Raw genomic sequence first — 12,509 nt, forward strand, 5'->3', positions numbered from 1 at the left:
CGGTGTTCACCATGGATTGCCGGACCCGTCAACTGCGACGCCCCGGCCAGGACAAAAACCAGAGTCAGGATATAGGCATGGCGAGCGCCGTCGAACAGTTTTTCACGGTCAAGGCTAAGATCGCCGCCGCCGAGCGCGAGGCGGGACGGAAAGCCGGCGCGGTGACGCTGGTCGCGGTCTCGAAGACCTTCGACGCCGCCGATATCCGCCCGGTCATTGACGCCGGCCAGCGCGTCTTCGGCGAGAACCGCGTCCAGGAAGCACAAGCCAAATGGCCGACGCTGAAAGAGGACTTCCCCGACATCGAGCTGCACCTGATCGGTCCCCTGCAATCGAACAAGGCGAAGGAAGCGGTCGCGCTGTTCGACGTCATCGAGACGGTCGATCGCGAGAAGATCGCGGCCGAACTCGCCAAGGAAATCGCCAGACAAGGCCAGTCACCAAAACTCTACGTTCAGGTTAACACCGGCTCGGAACCGCAAAAGGCCGGCATCGAACCGCGCGAGGCCGTCGCCTTCGTCACCCGCTGCCGTTCGGTTCACGGCCTCGCCATCGAAGGTCTGATGTGCATTCCGCCGGTCGACGAGAATCCCGGTCCGCATTTCGCGCTGCTGGAAAAGCTCAGGACGGAGGCCGGCGTCGAAAAGCTCTCGATGGGCATGTCCGGCGATTACGAGACGGCGATCGCCTTCGGCGCAACCGGTGTCAGGGTCGGCTCGGCGATCTTCGGCAGCAGGGACTACGCGACCGCGTCATAGCACCCGCATTGCGAGGCCGGCACCGGCTTTCTGCTAGCCGAAATTCGATGCACCAGAGGACTTGAAACGAAACGTTCCGTTCCTATTTGCCAGATGTCACCACCAAATTTCTGGAGCCGCACCATGCGCTATAATCAACTTGGAAACACGGGGATGTTCGTCTCCGAACTTTGCCTCGGCACCATGACCTTCGGCGCCGCCGGCGAAAAAGCCCAATGGGGCCTGATCGCCAGCCTTGACCAGAAGGGCGTCGACGAGATCGTCGCCCGCTCGCTCGCCGCCGGCGTCAATTTCTTCGACACGGCCGATGTCTATTCCTTCGGCGCATCGGAACGGCTTCTCGGCCAGTCGCTGCGGAACCTCGGCGTCAACCGGCAGGACGTGATCATCGCCACCAAGGTCTATGGCGCCATGGGCGACGGCCCCAACCAGCGCGGTTCCTCGCGCGGCCACATCATGGATGCGGTCGAGGGCAGTCTCGAGCGGCTGCAGCTCGACCATATCGATCTCTATCAGCTTCACGGCACCGACACGGTGACGCCGATTGATGAGACACTCAGGGCGCTCGACGATCTGGTTGCCAGCGGCAAGGTCCGCTATATCGGCGTTTCGAACTGGGCGGCCTGGCGCATCGCCAAGGCGCTCGGCATCGCCGAACGCAAGGGCTTCGCCCGTTTTGAGACGGTCCAGTCCTACTATTCGATCGCCGGCCGTGATCTGGAGCGCGAGATCGTTCCGCTGCTCAACGAGGAGAAGCTTGGGCTGATGGTCTGGTCGCCGATGGCGGGCGGTCTGCTCTCCGGCAAATACGGACCCGGCGCGCCCGGCAATGGCGAGGGCCGTCGCGCCAGCTTCAATTTCCCGCCGGTCAATGAAGACCGCGCCTGGGCTGCCGTTGCCGTCATGCGCGAGATCGCCGCCAAGCACGGCGTCAGCGTCGCCTCGGTGGCACTTGGCTATGTCTTGGCAAAACCCTTCGTGATGAGCGTGATCATCGGCGCCAGCCGCATGGAGCAGCTCGAACAGAACCTCGCCGCCACCGAGTTGAAGCTCGACACCGACGATCTTGCTCGTCTCGACGAGGTCAGCGCGCTGCCGGCCGAATATCCGGGCTGGATGCTCGAGCGTCAGGCGGCCGGCCGGCGGCCGGCGCCCTTTGCGCCGAAAAAGTAATTCAATCTCATCTTCGATTTTCGGGAGCCGGCCGGCTCCCGATCTTCTTTAGGCTCAGGTCAGCCGGACCGTCTCGACCAGAAAATCGAGAAAGGCCCGCACCCGCGCCGGCAAATGCTTGCCCTGCCCGACATAGACGGCGTGGGTAAGCTCCTCGTCGCCGGGGTTAAAATCCTCCAGAAGCGGCACCAGCCGCCCGGCGGCGATGTCGGGTTCCACATGCCAGCGCGCCAGCCGGGCGATGCCAGTCCCGGAGAGCGCCATCAGCCGCATCGCCTCACCGTCGCTGACCAGCGCATTTCCGGTGATCGGGACGACAACGGCCTCGCCGGCCGCGTCGACGAAAGGCCAGCCGTCGATGTGCCGCACGAAGCAGAAACCCATCCGGTTGTGACGATCGAGATCGGCCGGCGTTCGGGGCATGCCATGCGTCCCGAGGTAGGATGGCGCGGCAACGACGACCACACGGCTCTGCCCGAGCTTGCGCGCCACCAAACGTGATTCGCCGAGCGGCCCGGCGCGGATGGCGACATCGGCGCGCTCCTCCATCAGGTCGATGACGTGATCGGTCAAAACCAGATCGATGGTGATTTCCGGATAGCGTTCGAGGAACCGCGGCAAAAGCGGGATCAGCCGGTGCTGCCCGAACGGCACGTAGCTGTTGACGCGCAGCCGCCCACGCGGCGCGGCACCGGCCGCCGCCTCGCGCTCCGCTGCCGTCATGTCGGCCAGGATGCGCACGCCGCTGTCGAAGAAGGCCGCGCCTTCTGGAGTCAATTGGAGCTTGCGGGTCGAACGGCTGATCAGCCGCGCGCCAAGACGGGCCTCCAGCCGCGCGATCAGCTTGCTCACCGCCGACGGCGTCATCCGCAGCGCGCGTGCGGCGGCCGAAAAGCTGCCCGCCTCAACGACGCGGACAAACACTTCGATCTCGCCGGAGCGGTTGATATCGGGTCTCGCCATTCGTGAATCTATTTCACAGACAATGTGCCCTGCGCAAGGCTGGTTCACAGCACGCCGCGACACGATCTTCCGGGACGGGGCGCGGGAGGACACGGCGTCCCGTCTTCAACACTGGCTGTCATCGAAGTGGGAACCGCCATGCCTCTTGCTCTTTACGCCCTCGCCGCCGGTGCCTTCGGCATCGGTGTCACCGAATTCGTCATCATGGGCCTGCTGCTCGACGTCAGCACCGATCTCGGAGTCTCGATCTCGGCCGCCGGCCAGTTGATCTCGGGCTATGCGCTCGGCGTCGTCATCGGCGCGCCGCTGTTGACGATCGCCACCGGCCGCTGGCCGCGCAAGACGGTGCTTCTGGCGCTGATGGCGATCTTCACGCTGGGCAACCTCGCCTGTGCGCTGGCCCCCGACTACTGGACGCTGATGGCTGCCCGCGTGCTCACCGCCTTTGCCCACGGCACGTTCTTCGGCGTTGGTTCGGTCGTGGCGACCGGGCTGGTGGCGCCCAACAAGAAGGCTTCGGCGATCGCCCTGATGTTCACTGGCCTGACCATCGCAAACATCCTCGGCGTGCCGTTCGGCACCTGGCTCGGCCAGGCCTTCGGCTGGCGCGCGACCTTCTGGGCGGTAACCCTGGTCGGCATCGTCGCCTTCGCCATCATTCTCCTGCTGGTGCCGCGCAGCCAGGCGGCGCTGGAAAAGAGCGACCTGCGCGGCGATCTCGCCGTGCTCGGCCGCGCACCGGTTCTGCTCGGCTTCGCCACCACCGTGCTTGGCTATGCCGGCGTCTTCGCCGTCTTCACCTACATCGCCCCCCTGCTGACCGAGATCACCGGTTTTGGGGAAGCAGCCGTATCGCCGATCCTGCTGGTCTTCGGCGGCGGCCTCATCGCCGGCAATCTCGCCGGCGGCAAGTTCGCCGACCGCTGGCTGGTGCCTTCGGTTCTCGGCAGTCTCGTTGTGCTGGCGCTGGTGCTCGGCACGATGACCTTTGCCCTGCACAACCAGACGATGGCCGTCATCTATGTCGGCCTGCTCGGCGCCGCCGCCTTCGCCACCGTGGCACCGCTGCAGATGTGGGTGCTGGAAAAGGCTGAAGGCGCCGGACAGAGCCTCGCCTCGTCCTTCAACATCGCCGCCTTCAATCTCGGCAACGCCGCCGGCGCGTGGCTCGGCGGCGTGGCCATAGCCCATGGCCCCGGCCTCGGCGCCGTCACTTGGGTCGCCGCCCTGCTGCCGCTCTCGGCACTGGGAGTGGCAGGATTAGCGCTGCGCCTCGACCGCAGTTCGGTGCTCGGCACACCGGCATCCGTCCGGTCGTGACGATCCCAAACAAATCCAACCACCCTTCGATACAAGGAGCAAAACCATGGATTATCGACGTCTTGGCGCCTCGGGCCTGAAGGTCCCGGCGCTCTCGTTCGGCGCTGGAACCTTCGGCGGTTCGGGGCCGCTGTTCGGCGCCTGGGGCAATAGCGATGCGACGGAAGCGCGGCGGCTGGTCGACATCTGCCTAGAGGCCGGCGTCAATCTATTCGACACCGCCGACGTCTATTCGAACGGCGCTTCCGAAGAAGTGCTTGGTGCGGCCATCAAGGGCCGCCGCGATGCCGTGCTGATCTCGACCAAGACCTCGCTGCCGATGGGCGACGGTCCCAACGATGCCGGCTCCTCCCGTTCGCGCCTCATCAAGGCCGTCGAGGACGCGCTGAAGCGTCTCGGCACCGAATACATTGATCTGCTGCAACTGCACGCTTTCGACGCCGGAACGCCGATCGAGGAGGTGCTGTCGACGCTGGACAGTCTCGTGCGTGCCGGCAAGCTGCGCTATATCGGCGTTTCCAACTTTTCCGGCTGGCAAGTGATGAAATCGCTCGGCCTGGCGGACAGGTACGGCTATCCGCGCTACGTCGCCCACCAGGTCTATTATTCGCTGGTCGGGCGCGACTATGAATGGGAACTGATGCCGCTCGGCCTCGACCAGGGCGTTGGCGCGCTGGTGTGGAGCCCGCTCGGCTGGGGCCGCCTGACCGGCAAGATCCGCCGCGGCGACCCACTGCCCGAAAAAAGCCGGTTGCACGACACTGCAAGGTTCGGGCCACCGGTCGAGGACGAGCAGCTCTACAGGGTTGTCGATGCGCTCGACACTGTCGCCAAGGAAATCGGCAAGACCGTGCCGCAGATCGCCATCAACTGGTTGCTGCAGCGGCCGACCGTCGCCTCCGTCATTGTCGGCGCTCGCAACGAGGAGCAGCTGCGCCAGAACCTAGGCGCCGTCGGTTGGTCATTGACATCAGACCAGATAAAGAAGCTCGACGCGGCAAGCGCGGTCACCGCACCCTATCCGTATTTCCCCTATCGCCGGCAGGAGGGTTTTGCCCGGCTGAGCCCGCCCGCGGTTTAATTGCGCGCGGGCCGACAGGCCGCGGGACAGCGCCCCCTCTGTCCTGCCGGACATCTCCCCCACGAGGGGGGAGATTGGATGTTGCAACGGCTTTCGCCAGATCTCCAACGTTGTGAAAGAATGGCACGGTCAGCGAAGCTGCCGATCTCCCCCCTTGTGGGGGAGATGTCCGGCAGGACAGAGGGGGCGCCGTAAAGCGCCGACCTCAGCAGCCAATACGATTGCAAGCTAACGTCCTGCGCCGTTGCCTAATGCAGCACGAACTCGCCGTCCACCTTGTGCCATTCGTTAGGCGCGATAAGCTTCTGGTGCGTATAGCTCACCGAATGCAGCGGGCCATCGAGCTTGGTCTGCCAGAACTCGATGAACCGGATCAGCACCGGAAATTTCGGAGCGATGTCGTAGTCCTGCCAGATAAAGCTCTGCAGCAGATGCGGATGATCGGGAAAATGATAAAGAATCTTGGCCGTCGTCAAGCCGTAGCCCTTGAGCATCAGGTCCATTTCGGAATGGTCGCGCATCGCGGTCCCCTGGTTGATTCTCCTTTCCTCCCAATTTGAAATTGTGCGCGCAATTTGCTTAATCGTCTATTGATATTTCGTGATTGCGGCAGATTTTACGACGCAAAATCATGCAGTTAGCAGCGATCCTACCTGAGTGCTGACAGCAGCAACGAAAACGTCTGCGGAATCCCGCCGCGCAAATCCAACGTCTAATGTTGCCGTCGCCGCGGAACTGTTAATAATGCGCGCGAATTCGCGGCCGCTTCGCCGTGATGCCGCCGGCGGTCAAGCCGGGCGCCTGGTTTCGGGAGGAAAGTGAAAATATGTCCGAGGATCATGTCCATCGCGTCCAGCCGGCGTGGAAGAAGAATGCGCTGATCGACAATGACACCTATTTGAAATGGTACACCGACAGCGTGAAGAACCCGGACAAGTTCTGGGGCAAGCACGGCAAGCGCATCGACTGGTTCAAGCCCTACAGCAAGGTCAAGAACACCGCCTTCGACGGCAAGGTCTCGATCAAATGGTTCGAGGACGGCGAGACCAATGTTTCCTGGAATTGCATCGACCGGCATCTGAAGAAGCGCGGCGACCAGACCGCCATCATCTGGGAGGGCGACAACCCCTACGACGACAGGAAGATCACCTATAACGAGCTCTACGCGCATGTCTGCCGGCTCGCCAATGTGATGAAGAAGCACGGCGTCAAGAAGGGCGACCGCGTCACCATCTACATGCCGATGATTCCCGAAACGGCCTATGCGATGCTCGCCTGCACGCGGATCGGCGCCATCCACTCGGTGGTCTTCGGCGGCTTCTCACCGGACGCCCTAGCCGGTCGCATCGACGACTGCAAATCGACCTTCGTCATCACCGCCGACGAGGGCCTGCGCGGCGGCAAGCCGATCCCGCTGAAGGACAACACCGACAAGGCGATCGAGATCGCCGCCAACGCCGGAACGAAAGTCGAAAAGGTCGTCGTCGTGCGCCGCACCGGCGGTAAGACCGGCTGGGTGGCCGGACGCGACGTCTGGTACCACGACGAGGTCGCGACGGTTAAGGCGGAGTGCAAGCCGGAGAAGATGAAGGCCGAGGACCCGCTGTTCATCCTTTACACCTCGGGTTCAACCGGCAAGCCGAAGGGCGTGCTGCACACCACGGCCGGCTATCTCGTCTATGTCTCGATGACCCACCAATATGTCTTCGACTACCATGACGGCGACATCTACTGGTGCACCGCCGATGTCGGCTGGGTCACCGGCCACAGCTATATCGTCTACGGGCCGCTCGCCAACGGCGCCACCACGCTGATGTTCGAAGGCGTACCTAACTATCCGTCGCAATCCCGCTTCTGGGAGGTCATCGACAAGCACAAGGTCAACATCTTCTACACCGCGCCAACGGCGTTGCGCGCCTTGATGGGCGCCGGCGACAGCCATGTCACCAAGACGTCGCGCAAATCGCTGCGCGTGCTCGGCACGGTCGGCGAGCCGATCAACCCAGAAGCCTGGGAGTGGTATTTCAACGTCGTCGGCAACGGCAAGGTGCCGATCGTCGACACCTGGTGGCAGACAGAGACCGGCGGCATCCTGATCACGCCGCTGCCCGGCGCCACCGACCTGAAGGCAGGTTCCGCGACGCGGCCGTTCTTCGGCGTCAAGCCGCAACTTGTCGACGGCGACGGCAAGGTGCTGGAAGGTGTTGCAAGCGGCAGCCTCTGCATCACCGATTCGTGGCCGGGCCAGATGCGCACCGTCTATGGCGACCACGAGCGCTTCGTGCAGACCTATTTTTCCACCTACAAGGGCAAGTATTTTACCGGCGACGGCTGCCGCCGCGACGCCGATGGCTACTACTGGATCACCGGCCGCGTCGACGACGTCATCAACGTTTCCGGTCACCGCATGGGCACGGCCGAGGTCGAATCCGCGCTGGTTTCGCACGAGAAAGTCTCGGAAGCCGCCGTCGTCGGCTATCCGCACGACATCAAGGGCCAGGGCATCTACTGCTACGTCACATTGATGGCCGGCGAGAAGCCGGACGAGGAGTTGCGCAAGGAACTCGTCGCCCATGTCCGTAAGGACATCGGCGCCATCGCCACGCCCGACAAGATCCAGTTCGCTCCCGGCCTGCCGAAAACCCGTTCCGGCAAGATCATGCGGCGCATCCTGCGCAAGATCGCAGAGGACGATTTTGCCGCACTCGGCGACACCTCGACCCTGGCCGACCCGGCGGTCGTCGACGACCTCGTCGCCAACCGGCAGAACAAGAGGGCATAAGAGACTTCCGATCGACGGTCGGCAGAAATCCAATTGGATGAGATCCGCTTGTCCCCGCGCTACCGATAAAGATCCGCCCGCGTCGGCGGCAGGCCGCTCGGGCCCCGCGCGCGCTTGGTGACGACGGTTTGGAAAATCTGCGCCGAGGCGCGTTCGAAAGTGATCGAACAGCCGGTGAGATAAAGCAGCCAGAGGCGCGCCTTGGCTTCGCCGACCTCGGCGATCGCCTCGTCGAAGCGTGCGTGGAGACGCTCGGCCCACAAACGGCAGGTGCGGGCGTAGTGCTCTCGCAAATTCTCGACATCGTAGACGAGGAAGCCGTGCGCTTCGAGATTACCGAGCGTCATGCCGATCGTATCGAGCTCACCGCCGGGAAAGATGTATTTGATTAGCGCCTTGAATTCCGGGCCCTTGCGCAACGTCTTCTTGATGCTGCCCTTGTCGCGCCGGGTGATGGCGTGGTGCAGATAGATGCCGCCCGGTTTGAGCAGCCGATGGATGGTCGAGAAATAGGCGGCGTGGTTGGCGAGCCCCAGATGCTCGAACATGCCGATCGACGATATCTTGTCGAAGGAGCCGGACAGCTCGGCGTAGGATTTTATCTCGATGGTGATGCGGTCCTCCAGCCCCTCAGCGCGGATGCGCTCGCGGGCGAGCTGAGTCTGGGCTTCCGACAGCGATACGCCGTGGCCGACGACGCCGTAATTTTTCGCGGCATGGATGAGCATGGCTCCCCAACCGCAGCCGATGTCGAGCAGCCTTTCGCCCGGCTTCAGCCGGAGCTTGCGGCAGATATGGTCGAGCTTGTCCTTCTGCGCCTGGTCGATGCCGTTGGCGAAATCGGTGAAATAGCCGCAGCTATAGACCATGCGTTCGTCGAGGAAGAGCCGGTAGAAGGCGTTCGAAATGTCGTAGTGGTGCTGGATCGCTTGCCTGTTCGAGCCGCTGACGAAGGGGTTGCGCCCGGAAAGGTCGGTCCGCGCCGTCATCTGTTTTCTCGAAAACAGCACGGCCGGCAGGTCGCGCAGGACCGCGAGCTTGGGCAACGACTTGAGCTTCGTCCTGAGCTTGCCGTGCGCAGGCAGAGCGTAGAAATCGAACAGCGATCCGCCTTCCACGTCGATGGTCTTGGAAATCCACATTTCGATCAGCGTCGAGAGGTTGGGCCGGCGCATCACCTGCCAGACGATGTCCTGGTCGTTGATGGTGACCACGGGGCCGGTGGCGGGGCCGATCCGCTCGCCGTTCCACAGCTTGACCGCGAAACCCGGCTTCAACGTCTCGATAACCATTCGAACGATCCGTGCGGCTCTGTCGGCTGCCTCCATCCCCGTCCTCCCTGCTCAGCCCGCTGGCGGTCCGACAGCGACTTTGCCTGTCCGATTGGATAGCCGCAAGCAGTTAGCGGCAAACGCGCACCGCATTTTCACCACGGCGCCTTGCCATTTGCGGATCGACACCCCATCATGAGGGCATCTTCAACAAATCGAAAGGAGGTGATCCGATGTCGAGTGATTTCGTTTTCCAGAACGTGGCCTCAGCGGATTGCACTTTCGGGAAGCAGTCTTCCCGTTAAGGCGCGAGATGCGCGGCTGGCGACGCCTGGAGCGCCGCGCGTCCTTTGGACGCGCAAAGGACGCTCCAGCACTTTAAGTCACGTCGCCGCCATGAGCCGCGCCATGGACGGAAACACGGAAGGCCGCCGGCTTCGAAAGAAGCGGCGGCCTTTTCCTTGTCCGGATCCTGTCTGGTCAACGCCCCTATTTGGTCAATGCCAGGCTTTCGATGTTGCGCGCTATGTCCTGGAAAGCCTGGTTGAGTTCCGTCCCGTTCGCGGCGTGATAGAAGTGCTTGATCTTGCCGGTATCCGGGCTCGCGCAATTCTGCAGGGTCGCCTGGGCATTCTCCTCGCTGAGATCGAAACCGATGGTGAAGATTTCGATGCCCTTGTCGCGCATGGCGGTACAGAGGGTCTTGGCTGCCGTGCGGGTCGGTTCCTTGCCGGCATCATTGTAGACCTCACCGACAGTGCCGGCATCGAAATAGGATAGGTTGAACTCGCCGTCGGTCATCAGGATCGCGATTTTGGCGACCTTGTTCGGATCCGCCTTGGCCGGCCGCTGCGAAGCATTCATCACGCTGCCCCAATTTTCCGAAAGCATGTACCAGGTCCACTGCACGCCGATATGGCCCGCGGTGCCGCCCGATGCGACAAAGTTCTTGATGACGTTCTTGAGCGCCGCGGCGTCCGCCGTCAGCGGCTTCAACGCGGCAGCCGGGCAGGCAGCCGTGCCGGTCCGCCAGGCGAAGGACGACAACAGGTAATCGCGATTGACCATGCTGATGTCGGGACCTACGTCCGAATATTGATAGGTGCCCTTGCGCTCGGTGGCGCAATTGTCCGGACGCGTTAAGCCGGAGACGTACTGTACGGCGCTATTGCCTGGCGCCTGCTTGCGCTGGCTGGTCGAGGTTTCGCCATAGACGCTGCTGGCGGCAAGCGCGCCGGCATTCACCGAATTGGCGTAGGGCACGATGGAGACACGCACCCGGGGGTTGGAGGAGTCCTGGCCGTTCAGGAAGCTGTCGACCGCGTTCGCTGCGGCCGTCCTCAGGTCGATGATTTTCTGGCCGGCCATCGACCCTGTGACGTCGAGCATCATCGCCACTTCGATCGTCTTGTCCGAATAGAGCGCTGTCGTCGATGCGGCAACGCGCTTCATGTCACCTATGCTGAAAAGCGGAAAATAAAGGCCGAGATCGACATGGACGTCCGCCTGAACCGTCTTGGCGGTCCTGTCGATGGTCAATTTGTCAAGGACGATCCGATCAGCCTGCAGGATGCCCGCTCGGCTGTTGGCATCGAGAAACGCCTGCACCGACTTGTTGGCATCGGCCTCCTTGATGACGCCGGTGGTCAGGTCGCGTGCCGTCGAGGTCACCGCCGCGTCTATCACGCCTTGCAAGCTGGACTTGGCGTTGTAGAGTTGGGAAACGTTGACGGCAAAGCCGACGCCCAGCGCCAGCACCGACGCAACCATGCCGAACGGAACCGCTAAATTTCCGCTGCGATCCCCGGCAACGCTGCCGATTGCGTGAAAAAGACCCCCAAAATGCCGCATGCTTCCGCCTCCATTCGCCACGACCTCAAAGCCGTGTGAAGGCGCATTGCAGGATTCCGGCCGGATGGCGCCGCGAAGCGACCAACAGCTACCGGCTCATTGTCAAACCGTTGTTTCTGCTTGGTTTCGAAAATGCGGGAAGGTGAACAGCCGGTAAACGACAAGCCGCTGCGGCAGTTTCGTTTACGAAGCGCTTACCATGATCCCGCTGTCTGCCGTGGAGCACAAGAACTCGATCCCGATCCGGCACAGGGGTTCTGTGCCGGATCGGATCAGGCGCATCGGATCAGTAGGACAGCCCGGATGATCGCAACGGCGGGACGCACGCCGTTCGCGCCTGAGCTTATGCCAGCATCTGCGCGCTGGCGGTCCTGTCGACGCCGCGATGGGGCGGGTTGAACAGATTGCTTTCCTGCTCGTAGGTCCAGACCTTGAATAGGCTGAGCCGGTGCGGGCCGAAACTGTGCAGCAGCGGCACGTCGGTCGCGTCGCGACCGCGCGCGATGACGACCCGGCCGATCCTCGGCATGTTATGGCGGGGATCGAACGTGTACCATTTGCCGTCGAGGAACACTTCCAGCCACGCCGAAAAATCCATCGGTGCCGGGTCGACCGGCACGCCGATGTCGCCGAGATAGCCGTTTGCGTAGCGGGCGGGAATGTTCATGCAGCGGCAGAGCGTGATCGCCAGATGAGCGAAGTCGCGGCAGACGCCGACGCGCTCCTCATGCGCCTGAGCCGCCGTGCGGGTTGGGCGCGCATAGCCGTAACCGAACGACAGACGGTTGTGGACATAGTCGACGATCGCCTGCACCCGCGGCCAGCCAGGTGGAACAGGGCCGAAAAGCTGCCAGGCCAGACCACTGAGATGATCGGTCTCGCAATAGCGGCTGCCGAGCAGATAGCAGAGCACATCGTCGGGCAACTCTGCCACCGGCACTTCCCTGGCCAGCGTGTTGACCTCGTCGGTCTCGCCACTGTCCTCGACAACGGCATCGTAAAGAATGCGAAAGCCGCCGTCAGGCGCCGTAAAGCGGCGGCAGGTGTTGCCATAAAGATCGTGATAGAGCCTGGTTGGGACGGAAGGCGAGGTCAGCACGCGCGTCTGCCGCTTGATGTCGGCTTGGCGCTCCTTGTGGATCTCGAGCAGCGAAATCACCGGGGTGGCTCCAGCGCAGTCAATGGCGATTTCATAGCCGAGCCGAATCAGCATCGCGGTTCCCCCTTTTGAGCATCGTGGAAGACAGTTGGGTCAACGCGAGACGGCTCGCTGTGGTTCCGTGGTATTGTCGAAAAGGCGATCTCGCGCC

10 protein-coding genes are annotated in these 12,509 nt (G+C 62.8%); 5 read left to right on the plus strand and 5 right to left on the minus strand.

What is annotated here, in order from left to right; all coding sequences use genetic code 11:
* The first annotated feature begins 77 nt into the window (after window positions 1–77).
* Complete coding sequence (locus CIT26_RS27485) at window positions 78–758, plus strand: YggS family pyridoxal phosphate-dependent enzyme (protein WP_095495772.1); 681 nt, start codon at window positions 78–80, stop codon at window positions 756–758.
* A gap of 123 nt (window positions 759–881) precedes the next feature.
* Window positions 882–1,931 (plus strand): aldo/keto reductase, encoded by a 1,050-nt coding sequence (locus tag CIT26_RS27490; RefSeq protein ID WP_095495468.1) that lies wholly within the window; start codon window positions 882–884, stop codon window positions 1,929–1,931.
* 54 nt (window positions 1,932–1,985) lie between these two features.
* Here the strand turns inward: CIT26_RS27490 and CIT26_RS27495 are convergent, their stop codons facing one another.
* Complete coding sequence (locus CIT26_RS27495; RefSeq protein ID WP_095495469.1) at window positions 1,986–2,894, minus strand: LysR family transcriptional regulator; 909 nt, start codon at window positions 2,892–2,894, stop codon at window positions 1,986–1,988.
* 138 nt (window positions 2,895–3,032) lie between these two features.
* On the opposite strand from CIT26_RS27495, the gene CIT26_RS27500 reads away from it, so the two are divergent.
* Both CIT26_RS27500 and CIT26_RS27505 read left to right on the plus strand, forming a co-directional pair.
* On the plus strand, window positions 3,033–4,214 hold the full coding sequence (locus tag CIT26_RS27500; protein WP_095495470.1) for an MFS transporter: 1,182 nt from the start codon (window positions 3,033–3,035) through the stop codon (window positions 4,212–4,214).
* 46 nt (window positions 4,215–4,260) lie between these two features.
* Window positions 4,261–5,295, plus strand: a complete 1,035-nt coding sequence (locus tag CIT26_RS27505) for an aldo/keto reductase (protein WP_095495471.1) — start codon at window positions 4,261–4,263, stop codon at window positions 5,293–5,295.
* A gap of 248 nt (window positions 5,296–5,543) precedes the next feature.
* Here CIT26_RS27505 and CIT26_RS27515 read toward each other — a convergent pair whose 3' ends face one another.
* A complete protein-coding gene (locus CIT26_RS27515) occupies window positions 5,544–5,816 on the minus strand; it encodes an usg protein (RefSeq protein WP_065011174.1) in 273 nt (90 codons plus the stop codon).
* 305 nt (window positions 5,817–6,121) lie between these two features.
* Here CIT26_RS27515 and acs point away from each other — a divergent pair, with 305 nt between their 5' ends.
* Entirely contained in the window at window positions 6,122–8,077 is a 1,956-nt protein-coding gene (acs, locus tag CIT26_RS27520; protein ID WP_095495773.1) for an acetate--CoA ligase, read from the plus strand.
* A gap of 59 nt (window positions 8,078–8,136) precedes the next feature.
* Here acs and CIT26_RS27525 read toward each other — a convergent pair whose 3' ends face one another.
* From CIT26_RS27525 to CIT26_RS27535, 3 genes are all read right to left on the minus strand, one after another.
* Window positions 8,137–9,405 carry an SAM-dependent methyltransferase gene (locus tag CIT26_RS27525; RefSeq protein WP_095495473.1) on the minus strand — a complete coding sequence of 423 codons (1,269 nt, stop codon included), beginning with the start codon at window positions 9,403–9,405 and terminating at the stop codon, window positions 8,137–8,139.
* A 432-nt stretch (window positions 9,406–9,837) separates the two neighbouring features.
* Window positions 9,838–11,199, minus strand: a complete 1,362-nt coding sequence (locus tag CIT26_RS27530; RefSeq protein ID WP_095495474.1) for a pilus assembly protein — start codon at window positions 11,197–11,199, stop codon at window positions 9,838–9,840.
* A gap of 343 nt (window positions 11,200–11,542) precedes the next feature.
* Window positions 11,543–12,412, minus strand: coding sequence for a transglutaminase-like domain-containing protein (locus tag CIT26_RS27535; protein ID WP_095495475.1), 870 nt, complete (start codon window positions 12,410–12,412; stop codon window positions 11,543–11,545).
* Window positions 12,413–12,509: the final 97 nt, after the last annotated feature.

The organism is Mesorhizobium temperatum (genome assembly GCF_002284575.1).
Lineage (GTDB): Bacteria > Pseudomonadota > Alphaproteobacteria > Rhizobiales > Rhizobiaceae > Mesorhizobium > Mesorhizobium temperatum.